The sequence below is a fragment of the Methanothermobacter defluvii genome, from assembly GCF_003385755.1.
GTDB classification, from domain to species: domain Archaea; phylum Methanobacteriota; class Methanobacteria; order Methanobacteriales; family Methanothermobacteraceae; genus Methanothermobacter; species Methanothermobacter thermautotrophicus.
On the sequence record NZ_QREL01000001.1, the window covers coordinates 339791 to 365432 of the forward strand.

The window sequence follows — 25642 nt, forward strand, 5'->3', positions numbered from 1 at the left end:
GATCCATGACTTGGATATATGTTCTCTTTTCATGTATTCAGTCCTTGCTTTCTGATCCATATGCAAGTTTCCTTATGTGATGGATGACCTCAAGGGCATCCTCCCTTTTAAGGTCCCTGCCCTCTGATTCAAGGAATAAAAGCAGGGATTCCTTAACATCATCTGGGATCCTGGCTTCATGGAGGATCCTCCTGTAGTTTCTGAGGGGGTAGAATATCTTCCTGGCGGTATCCATAAGTTCCCTGAAGTCAGGGTCACCTATCACACCCCTCCTGAGGGCTCTTTTAAGGTTGAATTCTATGCTTACGAGGGAGTCAGAGAGGGGCTCCAGGTTTTCAGGGTTGAAGGCCACTGCAACATCATCATCTGATTCAATTTCACCCTCAAGGTATGATGTGAAGATGCGGCCAACACCCACCATTCCGAGTTCACTGAGCTCTGAGGCCCTCAGGGCCCCCATGCTGGCCCCTCCAACAACCTTCACACCCTTCCGGAGGGCATCAATGATTTCCCTGTGACCAACAGCAGGGCTCTGGTGAAAAACACCGTCTATTATCCCTATTATGTCAGGGTTCTCCTTCATGGCCTCCTGGATGTCACCCCTCCTCACGGGTGGCCTGTAGTCTGCTTCAAGGATAGCTGAGGCCTCCAGGTGTGAGAGGGATGGTCCCGTGAAGATGATTATTTTCTTACCATGCATGTGTGTTGGTATCTCGTCGCTGATAATTAATCCTTTAGATGCAATCAGGTTATATCAGAGTGGTAGCCTTCCCTTAAAGCCCCCCAGTCTAGGACAGGATGCGACCACCCACACGTTCAGGGTCAACAGAGAAGACCTCAAGCCCGGGAACTATGACCCTCACCACCGGGACCCCCACATCACGTGTCAGGTCAACGTAGAGGACATCCTTCAGCCCGGCTTCACGCAGTTTCTTTAGGGTTATCTCAAGGTCCCCCATGAATGACCTTGTTGAGAGGTCCTCCATGTCATCCAGGGCGATGGTGTCATCTGCTTCACCGAACCAGTGCCTGTTGAGTCTCTTCATACGCTCATATCCGGCACGTCTCATGAACTCTGCCCTGACGGTGTCCTCACGGGTTCCATGTATCTGGGTGGCCCTGCTCTGGGCGACCTCTGTAAGGGCCCTTATAACTGCGATTTCAGGGTCAAGGTGGGTGCCCACGCCCATGGTGAGGAGTGCAGGGTCCCTCAGGACGGTGTCATCTGCAACCGCTGCCACCGTCGCAACCCCTGTGTCTGCTGTCAGGTCAACCAGGGTCACCTCCACCCCGGCGGCACGGAACTTCTCAAGGAGTCCGGCTATTATATCATTATCTGCCCCTGAGCAGTCAACCTCCACTTTAGGACCCCTCCTCGCCTCAAAGAGGCTCCATGCATCCCTTTCAATCACTTCCATCAAGCCATGGAATATGGCCTCCTCCATGACATTCCCGGATGCAAGTCCATTGGTGTTTGACCTGAAAAGGCTCATACAGCCTTCAGGGGGATTGTAGGGGTGAAAAACAGCATTTGCGGGTACAGGGACCTCCTCATCAGAGGTCAGGGTCCTGGCATTGATCCACTCCAGTTCAGATTCTAGGTCAGCCGATGGGGGGAGTATCAGTGACTCAGGATCAAGACCTTCACAGTCCTCACGGTGTGCCCTGAATGTTTCATCCAGGGGCTTTCTTTCTGCTGAGTACCTTTCGAAGGCCTCCATCATGGCGGAGGCCCTTGCCTGTGTCCTGGTGGCCCCCTTACCTGCGTATATGCTCACAGCCCCCTCCTCGGCAGTTGGCCTTATGGCGGAGAATACAGGTATGCCTATGCGGTCAAGGTGTGTTATCTCGGTGATCCTGGTGACACCTATCATGGAGAGTCTGTCTCCGAAGGCCTTCAGGGTCTCGGAGGGCCTCATGGCCCTGTGGGTGCATCCAATGTACCTGACGGGAATATCATGGAACATGTTAACCACTCAGCATGCTGTTGAAGGTCAGCCCAAATGCAGCCGCAGCTGCCAGAAGCCATATCAGGGGGTTCCACCTGAAAACCTTGGCCCCATCTAGCACTGCGAGGGGTATGAGGTTGAAAAGGGCCAGGAAGCTGTTAACAGCGTATCCAAGGAATGCCACCTGGTTTAGGGGTGATGGGAGTAGCGTGGATACCATGAGGAACATGATCGCGAGGAGTATATTTGTTAGGGGTCCTGCAAGGGATATCTTACCGTTCACATCCCTCTCAATGTAGCTGCCATGGATGTAGACCGCCCCGGGTGCTGCAAATACAAATCCGAAGTAGGCTGTTACCAGTGCAAGTAGAAGGCCCTCAGGCCATAACCTGTATTCTGCCCAGTAACCGTACCTTATGGCCATCAGTTTATGGGCTATCTCGTGGAGGACAAATCCAAGGCCAACCGTTATAAGGGTTGCTGGAAGGAGAACCAGTGCAGCCGCAATGTTCTTTCCTGAGAAGACGTAGGCGAATACGCCTGCAATTACAACCATGGACACGAGAATGTCCCTGACCTCTCCCCTGCTGAATCTAACCATATTCATATTAACATCGAGCACCATTTATAATGCTTTCCATGGGCTTTTGACTGTGCCCTGAAATAAACCTTCACCAGCCGCAAGGATACAAAAACCTTATGGTCTTTTTAAGATGTCATAAAGCCCTGAGACTCCTATAAGAATTCCTTGAATTATTAAAAACTTAATCACCCATTCTGTCCCTGTAGAGGGGCTCCCTGAACCTTATCCTGAAGAGCCCTCCATTCTCTCCAGAGTATTTCAATGATCCGTCCAGCTGTTCGGTGAGTATTTCAACAAGTTTAAAGCCCAGTGAGGGGCTGTTCCTTAGTTCATCCTCCTTGAATCCCACACCATCATCTATGACCTCAAGGACGCAGTAATCATCATCCCTTTTAAATTTGACAGTTATACTACCATTATCCCTTCCCTTAAATGCATGTTTGAGGGCATTGGTCACCAGTTCGCTGAGTATGAGCCCCAGGGGTATTGATGTTTCAAGGCCGAGCTTCACACTTTCAGTTTCCAGTGATAACTCGATGTCCCTTTCAGGGGCGTATGACCTTCTAAGGTTCTTAAGGAGTCTTGAAGCATAGGATGAGAAGTCTATGGAACTGAAGTCCCCTGAGCGGTAGAGCTGTTCATGTATGAGTGCCATTGACCTTATCCTGTCCTGGCTCTCTGAAAGGATGGCCCTGCATGAGGGGTCATCGGTGCAATGGCTCTGGAGGCTGAGAAGACTTGATATTATCTGGAGGTTGTTCTTGACCCTGTGGTGTATCTCACTCAGCAGGACCTCCTTCTCCCTCAGGGATTTCATAAGCTCTGACTCCATCCTCAGCCTCTCGGTTATATCCCTAGCAACCAGGACAGCGTATCTGTCACCCTTAAAGTCAAGTATGTTTACCTTTATCTCGACGGGCACCTCCTCGCCATCCCTCTTAAGCAGATGGCCCTCCAGGGTAACCTTATCATCCTCACCATCCAGTATCCTCCTAAATGTATCGTGGATTTCTGGGGGCAGGAGGTCATATACCGCGTGTCCGGGTATGTTCCTGGTGGAGTATCCTAGCCTTTCACAGGCTGAACGGTTGGCGTCCACGAGTTCCCCGCCAGGGATTTTAACAAGGAATATGGCGTCATCTGTGCAGTCAAGGAGTTTCCTGAACCTCTCAAGTTCGGCCATTGACTCCTGAAGTCGGGGGTAGTAGCTTTTCCTTACGGACTTTTCACCGAATCCGATTATCTTCTCCCTGAGTGTTTCCCAGTCCCTATCAGACATCTCATCAACACCTCAGAGGGCCCTCCTGAATATGGTCTCAACATCTTCACGGGAGGGCTTCACAGGGTTTGTTACAATGCAGGGATCCCTCATGGAGGTCTCTGCAAGGCCGGGTATGTCCTCCTCCCTGACCCCCAGGTCCCTGAGGGTCATATCGATCCCTAGGTGGGATCTGAACTCTCCAATGTACTCGGTGAGTTCACCGGGCCCTGAACCACTTAGGCCCATCGCCCGCGCGATTTCAAGGTACCTTTCAGTGGCTCCAGGGTAGTTGAATTCTATCACATGCTCAAGGAGCAGTGCATTGGCCTCGCCGTGGGGCATGTCAAGTTTTCCTCCGAGGCTGTGGGCCATTGCATGGACAAGTCCCAGGCTGGCATTTGAGAATGCAAGGCCAGTCTCGAGGCTTGCAAGCATCATAGCCTCGCGGTACTCCATGTTTTCTGGTTCATCAACGGCAGATGGGAGGCACCTGCCTATGATCCTGATGGCGTCCAGGGCGTTGAGGTCTGTCAGATGGAAGCTCGCATTGGATACATAGGCCTCGATGGCATGGGCAAGGGCATCCATACCTGTTGCAGCTGTGAGTTTCCTGTCCATGGTGACGGTGGTCTCAGGGTCTATGAGTGATGCGTCTGGTACCATTGCCTTGCTTATGATGGCAATCTTCACCATCCTGCTGGTGTCGAGGATGATTGCAAACTGGGAGACATCCGCCCCTGTCCCTGCAGTGGTTGGGATGCATATTATTGGAACCGATGGGGTGGGGATCATATCAACACCCTCAAAGTCAAGCACATGCATCCTGTTTGATACAGCCGCCCCTATGGCCTTTGCACAGTCAATGGGGCTTCCACCACCCAGGGCAACTATCATGTTGCATTCCTCGGCATCGAAGACCGCAGCCCCCTCCATGACCTCATGGTCACGGGGGTTGGGCGTGACATCATCAAAAATGACGTACTCGAGGCCCTCATCATCAAGGGATGAGCCGACATCATCAACAAGGCCAGTCCCCTTTATTAACCCCCTGTCGGTCACAAGGAGGACCCTCTCGGCTCCGAGGTTCAGGGCGTATCTCCCAGCAAAAAACCTTGCCCCTTCCCCAAATACGAATTCACTTGTAACGAATTTCCTAAGTTCCCCCAACTTCACCACCACAGATCAGAATTAACGCACTTCATTGATGGGGACTCAATACCTTCATCAGTGATGCTATCTTCTATAGATATAAGTGGACATATTCTTAATATAAAGCTTGTTAATGATGCGTGGTGTTTCCTTTGGCTTCCTGTGAATACTGTGGCCTGGATGGTTACTATGGGCGTGAGCTTGCCAGAACACGGCACTGGATAATATACCTTGCACCCAGTCAGCGGTACCTTGGAGCATGCGTAGTGGCCCTCAGGAGGAAGTGCAGGGACCTTTCGGAGCTCTCAGGTGAGGAGTGGGCCGATTTTGCCGGGGTTCTGAGGGGCCTTGAGTCTGCCCTGAGGGAACTTTTCAATCCGGACCTCTTCAACTGGAGCTGCTTTAAGAACTCTGCCTTCAGATCAGAGGATCCAGACCCCGAGGTGCACTGGCACTTCCATCCAAGGTACCGCAGAAGTGTCAGTTTTGCAGGTGAAACCTTCATTGACAGGGAGTTTGGTCACATACCCCTCCCCATTGAGGTTAAGGTCCCGGGGCCGGTGATGGATGAACTTGAAGGCATAATGAGGGAGATGATAGGTAAGCATCTGTCCTCATGGATTGATTAGGTAGAATGCATGAAAGGGTGATAGGTTGAACAGGATCGAATATGCTCTTGAGAATGTTCATGAGGAGGGTGAAAGGGCCCTTATAACTGCAAGGGAGAATATATACTACCTCTCTGGATTCATGCCAACAGCCACAGCATTCCTGATCCTTCAGGATGAACCTGCACTCCTTGTGAGTGAAATGGATAGAGAATCAGCATTGGCGAAATCCTCTGTTGATGTGAGGACCTTCAGGAGGCTGTCGGATGTGGGTGAATCCCTTGACCTCAAAGGAGTACTTGTTGAGCCAGCAACCCCTGTGGGCATCCTTGAGAGGCTTGGAATAGGAGGGGACTTCAGGGTCATGGATCCGGTATCAGATCTCCGGATGGTCAAAGACCGGGAGGAACTTAAAAAAATGGAGGAGGCCCTCAGGATAGCAGAGGACTCATTCAGAAGCCTTGAACTTGTGGGGAGTGAAATTGAAATAGCTGCCAGACTGGATTACAGTATGCGTGTAGCTGGTTCTGAGGGGGTCTCCTTTGACACCATAGTGGCATCCTCGGTGAGGTCAAGCATCCCCCATGCGGTGCCAGCAGCAGAGACAACCGGATCACCGGTACTCATCGACTGGGGGGCTGTAAGGGAAGGCTACCACTCTGACACCACAAGGACAATCGTTGAGGGTGAAAGGGAACATGAAGTACTTGAAATGGTCCTTGAAGCTAAACGGGCAGGGGTGAGGGCCCTTAAGCCGGGTGCAAGGGCATGTGATGTTGATAGTGCTGTAAGGGGCGTTATAGAGGAATATGGGTACGGTGAGAACTTCATACACTCGACAGGTCATGGGGTGGGGCTGGATGTCCATGAGAAACCATCCCTGGCAGCCGGTGATGAGACGATCCTCAGGAGGGGGATGGTCCTGACGGTGGAACCAGGCATATACATCCCTGGCGAGTTCGGGGTGCGGGTTGAGGATATGGTGGTGGTTGGTGGGGGTGTTATGAACCGCCTGCCTGATGTCCTGGATTGATATGTAGATGCTTATTAACTCTGATGGCTACCTGATCTGGTAAGTAATTTAAAGTTGATATGTAGATGCTTATTAACTCTGATGGCTACCTGATCTGGTAAGTAATTATAAATAATAGGCGCCAGATAGTTAGTAACATAATTACCTGGATGATCTTCTGGAATGTGGTGTTGAGATGGCAGTACTACCAAGTGCACTGAAACCCTTGAGCGATGCCCTTGAGAACATAATACCTGATAGGCTGCTCCTGAGGCTGCAGGAGACCCTGATAAGGACAGGCCTCTATGTAAAGGCATCAGAGATAGTAACCCTGGCATTCCTTGGAGGGGCCCTCTTCGCGGTTCTCGCATCTGTTGTCGCAGCTCTTATCGGTTTAAACATTATCCTCGCAGTTTTAATAGGATTCTCTCTCCCATCAATAATGCTGGGTGCATACATTTTTATCATGATGGAGAGGCGCGTTGATGCCATAGAACAGTCAACACCGGACTTCCTGAGGCAGATAGCCTCCCTCCTGAGGGCAGGTGTGGGACTTGAATCAGCCCTTGAGGATGTGTCCAAACAGGGAGAGGGACCCCTCTATGATGAACTTAAGAGGGCTGTTATTGAGATAAAGATTGGTAGAACATTCGATGAGGCCATACTCTCAATGAGCGAGCGCCTGAAGTCAAAAAACCTTGACAGGACCTTCAGAATGATACTTGAGGGCAGAAGGGCTGGTGGAAGTCTATCAGATGTTATTGAGACTGTTGCAGAGGACCTGAGGGCGGTACTCGCACTTAAGAGGGAGAGGAAGGCCAACGTCATGATGTCAGTCATGTTCCTTATCGTAGCAGCCATAATCGCAGCGCCCTTCGCCCTGGGGATGATAATGGTCTACTCAGGTTTCATGGAGTCAGTCGGGAAACCAAACCCCATACTGGGGGCTGCAAAGATCGCTGCTTCAGGCTACATAATAATACACTCCATAATAGCAGGGCTCCTGATAGGCATCATAATGTATGGGAGTGCAAGGAAGGGTGTTAAATTCGCTGTTCCGCTTTCCATAATGGCATATGCAATATTCTATGTGATAGGAAGTTTCGGAATGACACTTGTAAGTAGCATGGCACCATAGGAGGTTAAGGCTTTGTTTGAAGTAATTGCCGATGAATCAGGTCAGGGATCCGCTGAACTCATACTTGTATTCGGGGGTATAATAGTCATCGTAACAGTGGCGGTTGTATGGTACCGTAACTATGTCAGGGGATCTGAAACAGCCATGAACTCTGATGTCCAGAATGTTACAAACTCGATAAAGGGACTTAAGAGCAAGTTCTAGGATGCTCTCATCATTTCTGGTGGGGTGTTTTTCAGTATGGAGATGATTATTGATGGTGAAGGGGCTGGAGGAGATAGAATCTTCACAGTCAGGAACCCCTTCAATGGGGATGAGGTGGATACAGTTCCACTTGCGGGTCGAAATGATGTTGAGAGGGCCATCATGGCGGCCCACCGGGCCAGGGATGCAATGGCTGACCTATCGGCCAGGAAGATATCTGAGAAACTCTATGACGTTGCGGATGAACTGAAGGCAGAGATGGATGGGTTTGCAAGGCTGATAACCCTTGAGTCAGGTAAACCCATAAGGTTCTCACGTGACGAGGTTAAGAGGTCAGTTGAAACTGCCCGGTTGTGTGCAGAGGAGGCAGGAAGGCTCTACGGTGAATCCATACCCATGGATGCGGGTATAGGTGGAGGGGGCCTCCTGGGCTTCACTCTCAGGATACCCCTGGGGGTTGTGGCTGCGATAACCCCCTTCAACTATCCCCTCAACCTTGCAATACACAAGGTTGGACCGGCCCTTGCAGCAGGCAACACCACGATCCTGAAGCCATCCCTTGAGGCCCCCCTATCTGCACTGAAGCTTGCATGGATCCTCAGCCAGCACTTCCCGGCTGGCGCTGTTAACGCTGTAACAGGGAGGGGCTCAGAGGTGGGGGATGTTATCATCGACAGCCCCCTCATTGATAAGATAAGCTTCACTGGAAGTGTTGAGGTTGGGAGGTACATATCTGGAAGGGCCTCCATGAAGAGGGTTACACTTGAACTGGGAGGCAATGACCCCCTAATTGTTATGGATGACGCTGATGTTGACTCTGCAGTGGAGGCCGCTGCGAGGGGCTCCTACCTCTACTCTGGACAGGTCTGCATAGCTGTTAAGCGGATGATAGTCCATGAGGACGTGGCCGACGAGTTCGCAGATAAGCTCGTGGATAGAACGAAGGGGTTGAGGGCTGGAGACCCCATGGATATGGGAACCGATGTGGGCCCCCTGATAAATGAGGGTGCTGCCAGGGAGGTTGAGAGGGTTATCCTGGCTGCGGTTGAGGATGGAGCCGAGCTCCTCTGTGGCGGTTCAAGGAGGGGTAACTTTGTTGAACCCACCGTGCTGGACCGTGTGCTGCCAGGGATGGAGGTTGTTGAAAGGGAAACCTTTGGCCCGGTATCCCCGATAATAAGGTTTGCAGATGCTGATGAGGCCATAGAAATTGCCAACGGGACCTGCTATGCCCTCCAGGCAGGTGTCTTCACAGAGAACATAAGGACAGCCCTGAGGATGGCCACTGAAATTGAGGCCGGCACAGTTCTTGTAAACAAGCAGCCCACCTTCCGGGTTGACCACATGCCCTTCGGCGGATTCAAGTGCAGTGGGATGGGTAAGGAGGGTGTGAAGTACGCAATAAGGGACATGACACGCACAAAGCTGATAGTGCTCAATGGAAACTGATTCAATCCACTGTGATCCCTCATTTTAATTCTGAAATATATTGAATGAATTCATATCAGATCCTAAGGATTAATATGGGATATAACAGTGTTCATGCCATCATGAATCCGCAATACCTGGATGAACGGCCCTGAGCCATCCAAAGCTTTTAATAAAAAAATCCTATTTACTTATTTTTTAATAAAAAAAATGGCACTTCGAATTTGAATTAATTTGATTCATAAGAACATTCTAAATAGATTTAAGAATTTATAGTATGCTATTTCTAAACTAAGGGAGCTAAAATTGATTTTTAGATATACTTAACATTGTTGTCCATATATAACTTCATAATAAATAAACTATTAGATTTAAATTTTATGATTTTAATGATTTCAAAAAATTTTTATATAAAGTATATCAATCTAAAAAATAATATGGAGGTGAAATATTGAACAAGAGATTTTTGCTTTCAGCGCTGGTTTTACTTGCTTTCATGGCAGGAATCTCCAGTGCATCGGCGGTAGGAGATGGCAATGGAGTACCGCCCCTACCAGATAACGCCGTTAACCTGACGATGCAGCAGAACCCGTCTGACCCAGAACAGATAATCGTTAACGTTAACTACAGTGATGACCTTCAGGACGTTGATCCTACAGTAGCAGTTGATGCAAAGCTTGAAATCCTCGAGGGTGACAACATTACAGGTGCAAACATCAAATGGTACTACACAGGTGTTCTTAATGGATCATACGCAAACTACACAGTACCGGCAGATGTAAAACCGGTATGGCTCAGCTCATTTGAAGGTGCACCTGTACCGCAGGGACAGGCAAAGCTCCACAATGAGGACGGTCAGAAATACACATGGCTCTTTGTAGTTGAAAATGCTAGGGGCAAGGTCTTCAAGATAAGGGCAAATTCAACAGCCATCAGGATGGTAGATAATAAGCCTGAGGTTGTGAAAGTCCTTGCTTCAGAGGAACTAACTGTGGACCTTCAGCCACACTTCTCACTCTCAGACCTCAAAGTTGAACCGGTCAGTGGCAGCGCACCCCTCACAGTAATGGTGAGAGTCAACGTCACCAATACAGGCGTTGCAGATGACTACACAGCCGAACTCAAAATTAACGGTGAAGTGAAGAACACAACAACTCTTGTTAACCTCGCAACCGGTGAGACAAGGGAAGTGATATTCACATACGAACTCCCTGCAGGTCTCTACAACGTCACCGTCGATGACTTAACACCGGTAAGCGTCACATCAATTCCAGCAGCACCCTCTGCAAGCCCTGCATCAGGAACCTACCTCAACAATGTAACCGTTACCCTCACAGGACCTGAAGGCTCAACAATATACTACACTACCGATGGATCCACACCAACCGTTTCAAGCAATAAATACACGGCACCCATCGTCCTGAGCAGATCAGCAACACTCAAATTCATAGCAGTTGCTAACAGTACATCATCAGCCGTCTCATCAGCAAAGTACACAGTCCTGAAGCCAGCGACACTCACCTACTACGTTAAGGTGAAGGTCAAGAAGTGGTACAAGAAGTGGTACAAGTACAGGGGTAAATGGAGATACAAGTGGAGATACTACTGGACCTACAGGTACGTTAAAAGGACCAGCACCTACTGGCAGATGACCTAACCCCATTTTTTTACTTTTTCAGGAAAATGTATTAACCATCATCTGCACACTACTTTTTATGGATGAATTTAAGAGCTGCAGACTCTGTGGGTGGAGGTGCGGCGCGAACAGACCCGCAGGTGAAAGGGAGTCTGCGGGGCCTCAGAGACAGAGATAGCCTACACAAGCATAAGCGATGGTCTAGGGACCTTCTCAGTAACCCTCCTTTCATGCCCCTTCAGATGCGCATACTGTAACGCCTACAGGATATCACAGTACCCTGAATCAGGATGGATTTACCGTGGCCACGTTAGCCCTGAAAAACTTGCAGGGGAGGCCATTGAGCAGCTTGAATACAGGAACCTTTCAGGGGTGAGCTTCACCGGGGGTGAGCCATCCATACACACCCATACATCGAGGAGATGGTCAGACACATCCAGAGAAAGAGGACCGACGCGGAGTTCATCCTCGCCACAAATGGATTCTGCACACCCGGAACACTCAGGAGGCTCCTTGATTTCACATCACTCTTCAGCTTTGAGATAAAGGCACTGTCAGATGAACTCCACAGGAACCTTACCGGCGCACCATCAGAACCGGTGCTCAGGAATGCAGGGTACCTTGCAGGGAAGTTCCCTGAAAGGATCAGGATCTTCAGGACGGTTGTGATACCGGGCATAAACCACCATGAGATACCTGAAATAGCAGGTTTCCTTGCAGAGATAAACCCTGAGATCCCCTACCGCCTCATAGGATTCAGACCAAACTTCATGCTCTACTACCACAGGGGCCCTGAAAGAAGGCTCATGGAGAGACTCGTTGAGGAATGCAGGGCTGCGGGACTGAAAAGGGTTGACTACTCAGGCCACTATCCCCTCCTTAAGGCCGACCTTGAATCCATACTCAGGGGGAAGGGCTGTGACCTCCCAGGGGACTGTGGAAGCTGCAGGCACACAGTCTGCAGGGCGATGGTCAGGGAGCCCTGGAGGGATAGTTAGGATTTCAGGAACTCCTCCACAAGGTTCCTTGCCTCGTTGAGGGCCTCGAGGGGCATGCCCCTGGGCATCTCTCCGGGTTCCCCCTTAACGTCCCTGAGGACGCCTTCAACCCCCAGGAACATGCCCTCACTTGTTATCCCCATGAAGTTCTCAGGGGGCAGGAGGGCAACGGCCACCCGGTCACCCTCACGGACGTCAGGGTCATTTGTAACGACCTTAAGGGCCCTTCCCCCAATGTTTACATTGCAGACCTGCAGCTTATCCGCCCCGGGATGCCCCCCAACACTCATAACCTCACCTGCAAGGATATCAACTCCAATCACAGGGTCGGCTATCTTTCCAAGCATGAGCCTCTTCTTCAGGTTGCCGATGGTGTTCAGGAAGAACCTGACCCTTGCAATGTTCTCCTCAACCTTTTCCCGGTCATCCTTTCCGGCCTCAGAGGCGAACTTCATGGCCCAGTCCTCACCACCAAGGGCCTCCACGATGACGTCAAGTTTTTCCATGACCCCCTCTATTTCAGGGGACCCTGCAAGTTCCCCGGGTTCAAGGTAGGAGTAGAGGATGCCCTGCAGCGTCCTTTCGATTTCACCGGCTGTGGTGAGAGCCAGTTTCTTCTTCCACTGCCCCCTGAAGCTACCTGTTTCAAGGGTTCTCCTGAAGAGTTCAACCGATTTCAGTGCAACCATGAGTCTGTAATCCTTGCTGGTATCCCACATACAGTTCACCTTTCATGATAAGAAAACCTTATTGACCGGTCCTTAATCATTTTCATGGACGGTCCTTATTGGATGGGTTGTCTTCCTGTAAACATGTTTTTAATCATTTTCATGGACAGTCCTCTTAGATGATTATTATTTTCCCATAAACAGGTCCTTAATATTTTCGCGGACTATCCTGTCAGCTGATTATTAATCTTCCTATAAGTATTTAAGCTATGAACAGAAATATAAATTAAGAGTTTACGGGTTAATTCAGGGTGAATCCCTCTTTAACTGTCTGGTGGTGGAAAAATGGTTGAATTATCCAATCTCTATGGACTTGAAATATACACCTCAAGGGGCAAGTATGTTGGAAGGGTTCAGGATGTCGTCCTGAACATAAAGAAGGGACGTGTCTCAACACTCAAGGTTCGTCCCATGAGGCATGATAAGAAGAACGTTGGAATCAAGGATGTCCTGAAAACCAGTATAAGGATAGTGCCTGAATCCGATGAGATAAGGCCCATCCAGGAGGAGGGTATAATAGATATAAACTATGACAGGGTCCAGGCAGTTGGGGATATACTCATAATATCACCTGATGTTTCTGTCCAGAAGGCTGCAAGCCCCCTTGAATCATAATTCATTTTTTCCGGGATATGGATGATTGTAGGTATACTTGGTTGCGGTGCCATAGCCAACCTTATAACGGGATTCGTGAGGGATGGCAGGGTACCTGTGGAATTGGGCTTTTTCTATGACAGGGACCTTGAGAGGGCTGAGAACCTTGCCTCAATGGTTGATGGAACAGCGGTCCTTGATGTGAGGGACATGCTACCCGAGGTTGACCTTGTGGTTGAGGCCGCTTCACCGGAGGCGGTGAGGGAACTGGTCCCGGTGGTCCTGGAGGCAGGAAGGGACGTTGTGGTGATGAGCGTCGGCGCCCTCATGGACCCTGAACTCAGGAAGATGCTGGAGGAGACGGCATCACGCAACAATGCAACCATCCATGTACCCTCAGGGGCAATCGTAGGCCTTGATGGTTTAAAGGCAGCCTCCGTGGGAACTATAGAATCTGTTAAACTTGTCACAAGGAAGCCCCCAAGGTCCCTCGGGATAAGTATGGATGAAAAGAAGGTCCTCTACAGGGGGAGGGCCTCGGAGGCAGTTAAAAGGTTCCCCCTCAACATAAACGTGGCAGCCGCCCTTAGCCTTGCATGTGACAGGGATATAGAGGTTGAGATCATCGCTGACCCGGCAGTTGACCGCAACGTCCATGAGGTGACCGTCAGGGGGGACTTCGGAGAATTCAAGACAATAACCGAGAATGTCAGGTGCTCCGTGAATCCGAAGACAAGCGTGATGGCAGCATACTCTGCCATAAGGCTCCTCAAGTCCCTCAGTGAGAACATGCATGTGGGGACATAGGAGGGGAGTCTTTCATGGTCTTTGATGTGCGTTCACATGAAACCTATTCCAGTCTCAGGGTTCCGCCATCAGCAGAGGTTGTGCTCAGACTTGACGGCCGAGGATTCCATGGCCTCACAGAGAAGCTTGGATTCACCCGCCCCTACGATGAAAACTTCCGGGACATCATGGCGGCCACTTCCATGGACATCATGGAGGAGTTCAGCCCGGCATTCATATACACATTCTCAGATGAGATAAACATCCTCCTCTCAGAGGTCCCCTTTTCAGGGAGGGTGGAGAAGCTTGACTCTGTATTCGCAGCCCTCGCATCATCCTCATTCACCCTTGAAGCACTGAGCCTCGGATTCAAACTGGACCAGGCGGTTTCCTTTGACTGCAGGACCATACCCCTTGCAGGTGGTGCAGTTCAGGAGTACTTCAGGTCAAGGCAGAGCGAGGCATGGAGGAACTGCCTCAACGGATACGCCTACTGGACCCTGAGGGCTGAGATGGGAAAGGAAGAGGCTGTCAGAACCCTTGAGGGCCTTAAATCTGAGGGCATCCATGACCTGCTCTTTGAGAGAGGTATAAATATCTCGAGGGTTCCATCATGGCAGAGGAGGGGTATAGGTGTCTACAGGAGGCCTGTTGAGGTTGAGGGATACAACCCCCTCCGTGATGAGAGGGTCACAGCGTCCCGGATGAGGACCATTGTTGACATGGACCTACCCCTCTTCACAGGAGAATTCTTCAGGGAACTTATCAGGACTGGTTGATTGGATTTTTTTTGGGGTTGTTACAGAAAAAAACTTATCAGGGTCGATTGATTGGGATGGGTTTAACTGATAAAATAATGGCTTCACTCTTTGGTTTCAAACCGGTAAGACGGGTCATCGTGGATTCAGGAGTTATGGAGGGTGCCCTTGAAATTGCCAGGAATTCACATCCAAGGGAGTTCGCAGCCCTCCTCGAGGGCCATAGGGAGGGCGACACCCTCCACGTAACAGGTCTAATCTTCCTTCCATCCAAGACATCTGATGAGGGCGCTGTTATGGACGTCCTCATGCTGCCACCATTCACAGGGGCTGCTGGCTCCGTGCATTCACACCCGGGACCATCAAACGCACCATCACCCGCCGATATAAGGTTCTTCTCATCAAATGGCATATTCCATATGATAATAGCCTACCCCTACAGGAGGGAGACTGTGGCCGCCTACACCAGGAGCGGAGTCCCGGTTGCCTTTGAGGTTGCTGACTGAACCTGAAAATGAGCAGTTAAAAAAATGGATTCGGCCAGTAAAAAGTATTTTTCATTGATTCATGGGCATTCATCAAATGCAGGTGATTCCGGACCCTTTCCATGGATTTCAGAATTATAAAATAAATTATATGTTGAATGATGCACCATCAGCTGTAGGGTAATTAAAGCTCTATTGATACCGCGTCATCAACGTTTTCCAGTTTCTTGATCTCCTCTATGACATCAGATGGCACGCTCTGATCCACCTTGAGGACCATGACGGCTTCGCCGCCGATTTCCCTTCTACCCACCTGCATTGTTGCAATGTTGATGCCGTGCTCACCGAGCTTGGTGCCTATGGCACCGATTGTACCCGGGAGGTCCCTGTAGCGTGCTATTATCATGGTGCCCTCGGGCTTCACATCAACCCTGTAACCGTTTATACCTATGATGGTGGGTTCCTTGATGTGAGTAGCCTCAACACTGAACTCGCCCCTGTCAGAGACGGCCCTGGCCATTATGATGGACCTGTAACCATCTGACTCGGACCTCCTGGCCTCCGTCACCATGACTCCCCTCTTCTTTGCAATTGAGGGCGCATTTATGAGGTTAACTGGTTCTGTGAGGATGGGGTTGAGTATGGCCTGGAGCATGGTCCTTGTAAGGATGTCGAACTGCATCTCTGCCAGTTCACCGCAGTATGTGACATCAAGTTTCTCTATGTTACCCGGGAGTGCCTGTGCAATGATGGCCCCCATCTTCTCTGCCAGTTCAATGTATGGTTTGAGGGACTTGTATGTCTCTGAGTCCATCACCGGCATGTTGAGGACGTTCCTCGGTGCACCACCCTGGAAAACCGTTTTTATCTCATTTGCAACTATGATGGCGGCGTCCCTCTGGGCCTCAGAGGTGGAGGCTCCTATGTGTGGTGTCAGGACCACATTTTCAAGTTCAAGGAGCGGGCTGCCCTCAGGAGGCTCCTCCTCAAAGACGTCAAGGGCTGCGCCGGCTATCTCACCATCCTTAAGGGCCCTGTAGAGGGCGTCCTCATCGATTATACCGCCACGGGCACAGTTCACTATGAAGGCTGTGTCCTTCATCAATTTGAATTCATCATCTGAGATGAGGTGCCTTGTCTCAGGGGTGAGGGGGACGTGTATGGTCACTATGTCTGATTCCCTCAGGAGGGTTTCAAGGTCTGTGACGGTCACACCCATCTCCTCGGCGGCCTCCCTGCTTATGTAGGGGTCATAGACCAGTATGTCCATGCCGAAGGCCTTTGTCCTCACAACGACCTGTGAGCCTATACGGCCCATACCGATTATACCCAGGGTCTTACCGTTGAGCTCGATACCCATGAACCGGTTCTTCTCCCATTTACCCTCCTTCACGGATCTGTCCGCAATCGAAATCTTCCTTGCGAGTGCCAGCATGAGACCGATTGAGTGCTCTGCAACCGTTATTGATGTGGACTCAGGGGCGTTTATCACCATTATACCGCGTTCGGTGGCAGCCTTAACATCAACGTTGTCAACCCCCACACCGGCCCTCGCTATTATCTTGAGGCGGGGAGCCGCCTCTATGACCTCCCGCGTAACCTTCGTTCTGCTCCTTACAACGATGGCATCAAAGTCCTTTATGGAATCAAGGAGCTCCTCAGGGGTTATGGTGGTGTTGACCACAACCTCCGCCACCTCTTCGAGTTCAGATATTCCCTTCTCATTGATGGAATCAGCAATAAGCACTTTCATCTTGGACATAATTTCACCACACTTATCACAATGAAGATTTTATAGAATGATAAAGGAATCTATAGATGTAGTGTATATTATAATTATTGGTGGGATCGGCTGTTACAGGGGAGTTCAATCTGCATCCCATCCGGGTGCCCCCTCCAGTATCCCATCGGAGGAGGATGAATTATCATGTTCAGCGGATCGGTCACAGTCAATGGCGTGGAACTGCCTGAAGCATTCCTTGGAAGCGCACCCTTCACAGCAGCAACCTACTTTGGGCACAGGTCAAGGCTCTATGAGATGGACCTCAAAAACAGGCCAGAGGCCATTGCTGAGGTGATTCTTGAATCATATGAGATGGGTGTGAGGGGTTTCCAGGTCATACCCGAGAAGCAGGTCCTTGAGGCCCTTGAGATGGCCAGGGATGCCGGCTGTGAACTCACCATCATGGGTACTCTGAGGCATGAACACCTTGAGGAGGACCTCCAGACCCTCTCAGACCTTGGGTCCGCTGCAGTGCTTCTTGATGAACACTACACAGATCTTCTTGAAGCCTCTGAGGTTGCTGAGATTCTGGATGAGGTTGAGGGGATGCTAAGGGGCCTTGCAACGACCATGCCACGGGAGACAACGGTGAGGCTGATTGATGAGGGTGTTGATAACTTCGAACTCTACATGATCCCCGTCAACAGACTTGGCTACATGACAGATTTTCCTGTCTTCCTTGATGATGAGCGGAAGGAACTCGGAGGGCTCCTCAATGAACTCGGGAAAACAGTGGTCGCTGAGAAGGTCCTTGCAGCGGGTATAATCCCACCAGCGGAGGCCTTTGAATTCATAGGGGGCCTTGAATATGTGGATATGGTCGCAGTGGGTGTTGCATCTGTATCCGAGGCAAGGGAGACCTTTAGCGAACTCTTCGGGAGGTAATGGATTCTCTGGAGTTAGAGCTGCACTGGAGGTGATGAAGCAGGTGTGTGTCTGCAGTAAGAGGTCAGGTTTCGGGAGCTGAGTTAATCCGTCCACAGCTTTCAGGTCGCTGTTATCACAGAATTTTTATCCATATGATCTCGGGAGGTGTAAATCTTGGATAATACAACAAAGGTACTTATCGTGGCATGTTTTGTTCTCATAGGATCTCTGGGATTCCTCTCCGGTGTTTTCCTCAAAAGGTCCACTGTGGACCACTATGATGTCACCATTGAGGGTGACGAGGGGGTGACCGGAAGCCCTCAGGGCCCATCATGGCACAGGGTTATGAGCTTCACCGGGTCTGGATCTGATTACAGGTGCGTTGATATCAGGGGAAACAAGTTCAAGGTGGTGATTTCGGCTGCACCAATAATCAATTATGATGTGAACACGGTGACAGTGGATGTCCTCAGGGACGGCCAGATCCTGGCATCGGGCACCGCTGATTGGGGTCCAAAAGAGTCACCGAAAAGGAAGAAGAGAATGATCGAGGTTTCAGGGGGCCCGGGATACTACTGCATATCTGTATACGCCTATGAGATTGAGGACTGGGAGGTTACTGTCTGGGACTATTACTGACCCTTCCAATCCCTTTTTTGGTTGCCTGTTGCGAGATATTGAAAAAGGCGGTATTCTATTGAAAGCTCATGATATTTGATTAAACAGGTCTTCCACAGCATGCCCGGGCAGGAGAGATGTCACCCACATGCAGAGCTCGACTCAGGTTCTAGACTAACTGCAGGTTTTTCTCTCGGCTATGACCTTGAGGAACTCCTTGCTGCTCTCCATTTCACCGATTTCCCAGCTCTTGATGACGGGGATTCCCTCAATGTTTTCACTTATCCTGGGATTATCGATTATGAACACTGACTCAGAGCCACTTACAAGGGAAAGATCCTTGAGGGGGACAGCCATCCTCCGCAGGGTCCTTGAATCCCTCTGCTTCTCAAGGTTGGTTATCACAGTATTATCAAACCTGATCTCCTTTGCCACAGCATCAAAGGGGGTTTTGTGGGTTTCTATCATGCCAAAGCCAATATCAGCAAGTCTACCTGATGGTTTTATCTCAATTTCATCCCTCTCGGGTACACCGAATATGTCAATGGAGAGGGTTATCCTGATGTTAAGTATCTCCTCCAGGATCATGGCTGTCTCGGGTGATGCCCTTGCAAGTCCATTCTCATACTTGTAGATGGTCTTCCTGGAGACATGGGCGAGGTCAGCCAGGTCCTTGAGTGAGAGGTTGTACTCCTCACGGACCTCCCTGAGGGTTTTACCGTCTATATGAACATAGTAGCCTCCCCGGTCAGCGATTATCTCAGGGTACTCACCATCAACCACCATGTTCCTGAAGGTCTCGGGGGCCACTGCAGGGATGCCGTGCCTTTCATAGACAACATCCTCCTCAAGGGGCTCTGTCTTTGACCTCACTCCTATAATAATTGGTGAGGCAAGGAAGGTATGTGCAAGGGTTCTTATCTCATGGGCCTGCAAACTATTTATACCATCAATGTTTACAAGGACCTTAAGCAATAGAAGTAATAGTTTCCTTCTTGCCATGAGGTCGAAGCAGCTCCGCTCATATATGTGTGATGTCTCAAATCCGTTGCTGGCAAGAAGTTCATGTATCTCACGTAATACATGCTCCCTTTTAACTGATCCATCCAATCATATCACCAGGTGAATGTAATGTACAGGCTTCATGTTGGTATAGATGATACAGATTCCCCTGAAGGGATGTGCACAACCTATATATCATGTGTCATAATCCAGGAACTTAAAAGTTGCGGTTTCTCTCCTGAGGGATATCCCCGGCTGATAAGGCTCAACCCCTTCGCACCCCACAAGACCCGTGGCAACGGTGCAGTCACCTTCACTGTGCTTGCAGAATCCCCTGAGGATATTAACACCATAAAGGGCATCGTCCTTCAAGTGGTGGCGGAACTTGCCGAGCTTGATAGTGAGAGGACCAACCCGGGTGTTGTATTCCACACAGGCGAGATCACAGATGAGATGAGGGAATTTGCCCTGTCAGCCATAAGGCTGATACTCAGGATAGAGGACGCCCGGAGGCTCGCAGAGAAGGTCGGTGCAGAGGTGCACGGCTTCAAGAAGGGGAGGGGTATCATAGGGGCCCTTGCAGCCATTGGGTGCCCCCTGGATGACTCCACCTATGAGCTTCTGACCTACAGGGTCCCTGAGAACTATGGTAAACCCAGACGTATCGACCCTGAGTCGGTTGCAAGGATGGATGAGGCAACAGGGACTGAAACCTTTGATAACATCGATGGAGACTACATTGCAATAGAACCCCACACACCCTGCCCCATACTCTACGGTATAAGGGGAGAGTCCCCCGAGGTCCTACTGAGGGCTATGGAGATGGTCTGTGTTGACGAGGAGATTGAAAGGCACTGCATCTTTGAGACCAACCAGCACACCGACCAGCACATACAGGATGCAGTGAGGATCGCGGACATGGAGACCTTCGGATGCTACAGGGTGAGGGGGGAGGTGGTCGACGGTCCGAGGGTGATCGAGGGAGGTCATGTGTTCTTCACCCTTGGTGATGAATCCGGCCAGATTGAATGTGGAGCCTACGAGCCCACAAAGGACTTCAGGAAGATCATCCTTGAACTCATACCCGGAGATGTAGTCACGGTCTACGGGGGCATTGGAGCACAGGGGACCCTTAACATCGAGAAGATCCATATAGAAAGCCTTGCAGATCTTTACGTTGAGGAAAATCCCATCTGCACCTGCGGTAAACGCATGAAGTCTGCCGGGAGGAACAAGGGATTCAAGTGCCCCTCATGTGGAAGGAGGCTCAGAAGCTCAGAGAAGGTCAGGAGAGCCATTGAGAGGCCACTTACTGGGGGATACTATGAGGTGCCAACCTGTGCAAGAAGGCACCTCTCAAAGCAGCTGGTGAGGATGGGGATCAGCTCCCCGCCCTTCGAAGCCACTGAGAGCAGCAGCACCCGGCAATCAGCCCACTTTAATAAAAAATGGGAAGATTTATAACAATCACTGTTATATTTAAAGGCAAGATAGTAGGATCAATGATGACCAGAAAACTTGCAGAGTTTGTATCATCACTCTCATACAGTGACATTCCCGGCGATGCCATTGAAATGGCCAGGATATGCTTCCTAGACTTCCTGGGGGTTGCAATGAGGGGCTCCTCTGAGAGGAGTGGGCTGATGGCACTGAGGGCCATGGGTAAAGGCTCAGGCGGGGCCACCATCATAGGTCATGGGAGGGGTGACGCTGAAAGGGCGGCCCTCCTCAACGGCATATTCGCCCATAACCTTGACCTTGATGATGGACACCGTGGGGCCCAGATGCACCCGGGATCATGTGTGATCCCTGCGGCCCTTGCAGCTGCAGAGACCAGCGGGGCGACCTTCAGGGACCTCATAACAGCCATGGTGGCAGGATACGAGGTCGCCATCTTCATGGGCATCCTCGCAAATCCAGGGCACAGGGAACTTGGATTCCATACAACGGGGACCTGCGGAACATTTGGAGCTGCAGCAGCGGCCTCAAGTATCATATGCTCTGATGTGGATGCCGTCGTCAATGCCCTGGGGATCGCAGCCACCCAGGCAGCAGGACTCCTGGAATCGGACCATGCAGGGACCATGGCAAAGCACCTTCACCCTGGAAGGGCAGCCCAGTCCGGACTGATATCTGCCAGGCTAGCCTCCCATGGCTTCACAGGCGCAGAGTCGGTTATCGAGGGAGATGAGGGGTTCCTGCGTGCAATGTGCCGTCCGGAGGGTCAAAACATAAATGAAACGCCAGAAATAGGGGCTTTCCACATAAGGGACGTTTACCTCAAGAGGTACCCTGTCTGCAGGCACCTGCACTCCACCCTGGATGCTGCAGCTGAGATAATCATGGAGAACGATTTCAGTGCATCGGAGATAGAGGAGGTAACTGTCTCAACCTACAGGATCGCAGCGGAGCATGACAGCTACTCCCCGGCTACTGTGGAGGCGGTGCGGCAGAGCCTCCCGGTGTCGTTGGCAATAGTGCTTGAGTCGGGAGAGCTGAGGGTTGAAGACCTTGAAGGTGAAGTATGCAGGGAGATGGCCTCCAGGATAAGGATTGAGGTTGACCCTGCTCTGGAGGAACTCCGGAACATGAGGCCCTCAAGGGTGACTGTAAGGCTCAGAAACGGTGATGTCCTCACAGCTTACAGGGAGCTCCCCAGGGGTGAACCAGAGGAACCCTACACCTGGGATGATATTGTTGAGAAGTTCAGGGAACTGAACCCTGGATATGATACAGAAAGGCTTGAGGTTATAGGAGAGGCTGATCAGGAACCTGTTACTGAGGTGATGCTTGAGTTGTTGGGTGGTTGATCAGGCTCTGGGATCCTTAAGTGATGCTAGAACATGGTCTGTGATCCTGGAACTGTCAGGCAAATGATCCGGATGACATGGAAATCCCACACGGGCAAAGTTAAACTGGAGGTGAAAAATTGGAAGAAACCCGCAAATACCTTGATAGGATTGGAATAGGGGCCCCCAGGGGCGAATCAGAGAAGAGGTTCAGTGATGGAGGCCAGTACAGATTCGAGGTCCCGGGCATACAGAGGCCCGGCGCCATGGCAGCCCTCATAGATGCAATGGAGCAGCAGGATGTAAGGGTCCACAGGGTCACACAGACCCGGGGCATAATGCTCCTCACTGACACCGAGATCGAGGAGATGGCAGGGATGGCCAGGGAGACAGGAATCGAACTCTTCCTGAGCGTAGGGCCAAGGGCGACCTATGATACCAGTGCCTCCGCAAGGACCCCCGAGGGTGCAAGGATAGGCTACAGGCTCAGGGGATACGATAACCTTGTCTACGCAGTGGAGGACGTTAAGAGGGCAGCTGAACTCGGCGTCAGGGGTATAGTGGTCTATGACGAGGGGCTCCTCTGGGTTCTTGGAAGGATGCGGGCCGACGGTGAACTTCCAGCCGACCTCCACCTTAAGGTCTCAGCCCACTGCGGCCACGGAAATCCTGCCTCAGCAAGGCTGCTCCAGGATATCGGTGCGGACTCCCTGAATCCGGTGAGGGACCTCCAGATACCGATGCTGGCATCACTCAGGGAGGCCATTGACATTTCAATTGATGTTCACACAGAGAACCCGAAGTCCTCAGGGGGATTCATAAGGCACTACGAGGTTCCGGATATCATAAGGTACGCAGCACCTGTCTACCTCAAGACGGGGGGCTCCGTGGCAGGGCACCATGGCTGGGAAACCACCGAGGCCCAGGCCCGTGAGAGGATAAGGCAGGTTGTCCTTGTGAGGGACATGATAGAGCGCTACTACCCTGAGGCAGTACTATCTGAGGGCGGTGACCTCTCCATACCGGTGGGGGGAGGATAGCTTGGATCTCGCTGCGAGGGTCAGGGATGCCATCATCCAGGCATCAACCACCTACTCCCCCGACGTCCTCAGGGCCTATGAGAGGGCCCTTGAGGTGGAGGAGGATGAGAGATCTGCATGGGTACTTGAACTTCTAATTGAAAACGCCCGCATAGCAGGGAGAGAGGGAAGACCCCTCTGTGATGATACAGGGATACCCCACCTGATAGTGGAGGTGGGGGAGGACGCCAGTCTACCCGCAGGCTTCTTCAACCACCTGAAGAGGGGTGTTGAGGAGGGCCTCAGGGAACTCCCGGGACGCCCAATGGCTGTAAGGGGTGATGAGGTGGAGAGGATAGAGCAGAGCAGGGGACTGTATAGTGATCCAGCGAAACTCCCACCAGCACCCTTCCTGGTGGATTCAACACCCGGTGACGGGGTTAAGATCCATGTACTCATGCTGGGAGGAGGCCCCGAGATAAGGGCGAGGACAAGGAGGATATTCCACAGACACAGTTATAGAAAAGTATTTGAGGAAGTTATAACATGGATGAAAACAGAGGTCCCGATGCTGGGATGCACACCATGCATACCGGTTATAGGTGTCGGGAGAACTCATTTTGAGGCCACTGGCCTTATGCTCAGGGCCATGGCAACACGAAGTCTTGACGAACAGTCCGGGATTGAGGAGCATATCACACAATCCCTTAACAGTACCGGGACAGGGCCCCTTGGTCTTGGGGGATCCACTACAGCCATGGGGGCCATGGTTAATGTGGGGCCCCAGAGGGCCAGCGGTGTGAGGATAGTCTCAATGAGGCTGGCATGCTGTGTGGAGCCCAGGAGGGCAACAATAGATCTCTGAGGTGAATGAATGGCTATAGGAAAGGAATCACTTGAGAATGTATTCAGGGTGGGTTCCCCAAGGTGGAGGACCTCCATTACGCGTGTTGAGCCCAACCGTATTGTTACGAGGGGTTATTCTCAGGAGGATCTGATTGGTGGTGTTTCCTTTTCTGAGATGGTTTATCTTTTGATAAGGGGTGAGCTGCCCCCTCAGAATGTTGCCCGTATGCTTGAGGCTGTCCTGGTGTCCTTCTGTGATCATGGTGTCACCCCTCCGAGTACTCAGGCTGCCCGTATGATTGCTTCGGCTGGTTCCCCGGTTCATGCCTGTATTGCGGGGGGTCTTCTGGCCTTTGGTAAGAATCATGCTGGTGCCATTGAGCGTTCCATGAAGCTTTTCCAGGAGACGGTTTCATCCTGTGATTCTGAGGATGAGATCCCTGATGCTGCGGTGAGGCTGGTTGATGATCACCTCCAGGCCAACAGGAGGGTTCCGGGGTTCGGGCACCGGTACCATAACGCGGACCCCCGGGCTGTCCGGTTACTGGAACTTGCAGAGGATTACGACTGTGTGGGGCCACACACAGCCCTTGCCATGGAGGTCCAGGAGATACTCCTGGAACGCAAGGGCGTCCGCATGAACGTTGATGGGGCCAACGCCGGCATACTCTCAGATATGGGCTTCGACTGGAGGACAGGCGCAGGACTCTTCATGATAGGACGCCTACCCGGACTCATATCCCACGTATACGAGGAAAAGGTCAGGGAACCAGCCTTCAGAAAATTCTTCGAAATCGAAGAAATACACTACGACGGCGAAGAGGAGAGAGACCTTTCGGCTGGAGCCGACCTGGAGCCCATGCCCGAGTAGGTTTCATCCCATTAAGCCCATATGGATTGCTAATAGGTACTGGAGGTTCATATAAGAACTTCAATTCCGGTTAAATTTCATAGAATGACTCAATTAATAGCAGGAGGGATTTAAAAGGCTTGGTTAACTGAATAGGATTAGGTGACTTTTGAATAAAATAGTAAAAGATAAATATACCACGAAATAGACCTTTGCATTAATAGGGTGATTCATATGACAACGATATCTGAAGCTATCACTACCATAAAGAAGGCTGAGAATGATGCTGACAGGTTGATACAGGAGGCCAGAGAAAAATCATCCCAGTTACTCGAAGACGCCAGGAACAGATCAGCGGAGCTCCTTGAGAAGGCAGAGCGAGAGGCCAGTGAGAAGGGCGATGAGATAATACTGGAGGCAGAGGAAAGGGCCAGGAAGGAAGCCATTGAAATCTCAGGGAAGGCAAAGCGTGAAGTGGAGACAATGAAATCAGCGGCAATGGGGAAGGTCCCGGAGGCTGCCAGTATTATTGTGAAAAGTATCTTGTAGTG

27 protein-coding genes and 1 pseudogene are annotated in these 25642 nt (G+C 51.0%); 20 read left to right on the plus strand and 8 right to left on the minus strand.

What is annotated here, in order from left to right; translation table 11 throughout:
* Positions 1-37: 37 nt before the first annotated feature.
* From C7452_RS01890 to ercA, 5 genes are all read right to left on the minus strand, one after another.
* Entirely contained in the window at positions 38-700 is a 663-nt protein-coding gene (locus tag C7452_RS01890; protein WP_115892053.1) for a TfuA-related McrA-glycine thioamidation protein, read from the minus strand.
* A gap of 88 nt (positions 701-788) precedes the next feature.
* The gene (locus C7452_RS01895) at positions 789-1967 is read right to left on the minus strand and encodes a YcaO-related McrA-glycine thioamidation protein (protein WP_115892054.1); all 1179 of its coding nucleotides are present in this window, start codon (positions 1965-1967) and stop codon (positions 789-791) included.
* 1 nt (position 1968) lies between these two features.
* Positions 1969-2550 carry a site-2 protease family protein gene (locus tag C7452_RS01900; RefSeq protein WP_170130271.1) on the minus strand — a complete coding sequence of 194 codons (582 nt, stop codon included), beginning with the start codon at positions 2548-2550 and terminating at the stop codon, positions 1969-1971.
* Positions 2551-2713: 163 nt separating this feature from the next.
* Positions 2714-3811, minus strand: a complete 1098-nt coding sequence (locus tag C7452_RS01905; RefSeq protein WP_115892056.1) for a sensor histidine kinase — start codon at positions 3809-3811, stop codon at positions 2714-2716.
* Between the two features lie 12 nt (positions 3812-3823).
* Positions 3824-4966, minus strand: a complete 1143-nt coding sequence (ercA, locus tag C7452_RS01910; RefSeq protein WP_245942861.1) for an alcohol dehydrogenase-like regulatory protein ErcA — start codon at positions 4964-4966, stop codon at positions 3824-3826.
* A 119-nt stretch (positions 4967-5085) separates the two neighbouring features.
* On the opposite strand from ercA, the gene C7452_RS01915 reads away from it, so the two are divergent.
* From C7452_RS01915 to C7452_RS01945, 8 genes and pseudogenes are all read left to right on the plus strand, one after another.
* A complete protein-coding gene (locus C7452_RS01915) occupies positions 5086-5571 on the plus strand; it encodes an HIT family protein (protein ID WP_245942767.1) in 486 nt (161 codons plus the stop codon).
* 25 nt (positions 5572-5596) lie between these two features.
* Positions 5597-6583, plus strand: coding sequence for an aminopeptidase P family protein (locus C7452_RS01920; RefSeq protein WP_115892059.1), 987 nt, complete (start codon positions 5597-5599; stop codon positions 6581-6583).
* 175 nt (positions 6584-6758) lie between these two features.
* Positions 6759-7700 (plus strand): type II secretion system F family protein, encoded by a 942-nt coding sequence (locus C7452_RS01925; protein WP_115892060.1) that lies wholly within the window; start codon positions 6759-6761, stop codon positions 7698-7700.
* A 12-nt stretch (positions 7701-7712) separates the two neighbouring features.
* On the plus strand, positions 7713-7904 hold the full coding sequence (locus C7452_RS01930; protein WP_115892061.1) for a class III signal peptide-containing protein: 192 nt from the start codon (positions 7713-7715) through the stop codon (positions 7902-7904).
* A gap of 36 nt (positions 7905-7940) precedes the next feature.
* Positions 7941-9353 (plus strand): lactaldehyde dehydrogenase, encoded by a 1413-nt coding sequence (locus tag C7452_RS01935; protein ID WP_115892062.1) that lies wholly within the window; start codon positions 7941-7943, stop codon positions 9351-9353.
* Between the two features lie 475 nt (positions 9354-9828).
* Positions 9829-10989, plus strand: coding sequence for a chitobiase/beta-hexosaminidase C-terminal domain-containing protein (locus C7452_RS01940; protein ID WP_115892063.1), 1161 nt, complete (start codon positions 9829-9831; stop codon positions 10987-10989).
* Between the two features lie 246 nt (positions 10990-11235).
* A pseudogene (locus tag C7452_RS09225) lies at positions 11236-11361 on the plus strand (radical SAM protein); the annotation flags it as partial.
* Positions 11362-11390: 29 nt separating this feature from the next.
* Positions 11391-11966: a radical SAM protein gene (locus C7452_RS01945; RefSeq protein ID WP_281270424.1), complete on the plus strand. Its 576-nt coding sequence runs from the start codon at positions 11391-11393 to the stop codon at positions 11964-11966.
* Here C7452_RS01945 and C7452_RS01950 read toward each other — a convergent pair.
* Positions 11963-12685 (minus strand): tRNA-binding protein, encoded by a 723-nt coding sequence (locus tag C7452_RS01950; protein ID WP_115892064.1) that lies wholly within the window; start codon positions 12683-12685, stop codon positions 11963-11965. The two genes, C7452_RS01945 and C7452_RS01950, sit on opposite strands and share 4 nt — an antisense overlap.
* 294 nt (positions 12686-12979) lie before the next feature.
* Between C7452_RS01950 and C7452_RS01955 the strand changes: the two genes are divergently transcribed.
* From C7452_RS01955 to C7452_RS01970, 4 genes are all read left to right on the plus strand, one after another.
* Positions 12980-13309 (plus strand): PRC-barrel domain-containing protein, encoded by a 330-nt coding sequence (locus C7452_RS01955; RefSeq protein ID WP_115892065.1) that lies wholly within the window; start codon positions 12980-12982, stop codon positions 13307-13309.
* 21 nt (positions 13310-13330) lie between these two features.
* The gene (locus C7452_RS01960; RefSeq protein ID WP_115892066.1) at positions 13331-14095 is read left to right on the plus strand and encodes an aspartate dehydrogenase; all 765 of its coding nucleotides are present in this window, start codon (positions 13331-13333) and stop codon (positions 14093-14095) included.
* Between the two features lie 14 nt (positions 14096-14109).
* On the plus strand, positions 14110-14853 hold the full coding sequence (locus C7452_RS01965) for a tRNA(His) guanylyltransferase Thg1 family protein (protein ID WP_238337874.1): 744 nt from the start codon (positions 14110-14112) through the stop codon (positions 14851-14853).
* A gap of 77 nt (positions 14854-14930) precedes the next feature.
* Positions 14931-15338 carry a Mov34/MPN/PAD-1 family protein gene (locus tag C7452_RS01970; protein WP_238337873.1) on the plus strand — a complete coding sequence of 136 codons (408 nt, stop codon included), beginning with the start codon at positions 14931-14933 and terminating at the stop codon, positions 15336-15338.
* Between the two features lie 163 nt (positions 15339-15501).
* Here C7452_RS01970 and serA read toward each other — a convergent pair whose 3' ends face one another.
* Positions 15502-17070, minus strand: a complete 1569-nt coding sequence (gene serA, locus C7452_RS01975; RefSeq protein ID WP_115892505.1) for a phosphoglycerate dehydrogenase — start codon at positions 17068-17070, stop codon at positions 15502-15504.
* A 174-nt stretch (positions 17071-17244) separates the two neighbouring features.
* Between serA and C7452_RS01980 the strand changes: the two genes are divergently transcribed.
* Both C7452_RS01980 and C7452_RS01985 read left to right on the plus strand, forming a co-directional pair.
* A complete protein-coding gene (locus tag C7452_RS01980) occupies positions 17245-17985 on the plus strand; it encodes a hypothetical protein (RefSeq protein WP_115892067.1) in 741 nt (246 codons plus the stop codon).
* Positions 17986-18141: 156 nt separating this feature from the next.
* On the plus strand, positions 18142-18606 hold the full coding sequence (locus C7452_RS01985) for a hypothetical protein (protein ID WP_115892068.1): 465 nt from the start codon (positions 18142-18144) through the stop codon (positions 18604-18606).
* Positions 18607-18759: 153 nt separating this feature from the next.
* On the opposite strand, the gene C7452_RS01990 is transcribed toward C7452_RS01985, so the two are convergent.
* The gene (locus C7452_RS01990; protein ID WP_115892069.1) at positions 18760-19695 is read right to left on the minus strand and encodes a transcriptional regulator; all 936 of its coding nucleotides are present in this window, start codon (positions 19693-19695) and stop codon (positions 18760-18762) included.
* 21 nt (positions 19696-19716) lie between these two features.
* On the opposite strand from C7452_RS01990, the gene C7452_RS01995 reads away from it, so the two are divergent.
* The 6 genes from C7452_RS01995 (at position 19717) to ahaH (ending at position 25640) form a co-directional block, all read left to right on the plus strand.
* A complete protein-coding gene (locus tag C7452_RS01995) occupies positions 19717-21051 on the plus strand; it encodes a tRNA(Ile)(2)-agmatinylcytidine synthase (RefSeq protein ID WP_115892070.1) in 1335 nt (444 codons plus the stop codon).
* A 38-nt stretch (positions 21052-21089) separates the two neighbouring features.
* Entirely contained in the window at positions 21090-22397 is a 1308-nt protein-coding gene (locus C7452_RS02000) for an MmgE/PrpD family protein (protein ID WP_245942768.1), read from the plus strand.
* Between the two features lie 119 nt (positions 22398-22516).
* Entirely contained in the window at positions 22517-23416 is a 900-nt protein-coding gene (locus C7452_RS02005; protein ID WP_115892072.1) for a peptidase, read from the plus strand.
* Position 23417: 1 nt separating this feature from the next.
* Positions 23418-24260, plus strand: coding sequence for a fumarate hydratase (locus C7452_RS02010; protein ID WP_115892073.1), 843 nt, complete (start codon positions 23418-23420; stop codon positions 24258-24260).
* A gap of 9 nt (positions 24261-24269) precedes the next feature.
* Positions 24270-25112 carry a citryl-CoA lyase gene (locus C7452_RS02015; RefSeq protein WP_115892074.1) on the plus strand — a complete coding sequence of 281 codons (843 nt, stop codon included), beginning with the start codon at positions 24270-24272 and terminating at the stop codon, positions 25110-25112.
* A 213-nt stretch (positions 25113-25325) separates the two neighbouring features.
* A complete protein-coding gene (ahaH, locus tag C7452_RS02020) occupies positions 25326-25640 on the plus strand; it encodes an ATP synthase archaeal subunit H (protein WP_115892075.1) in 315 nt (104 codons plus the stop codon).
* Positions 25641-25642: the final 2 nt, after the last annotated feature.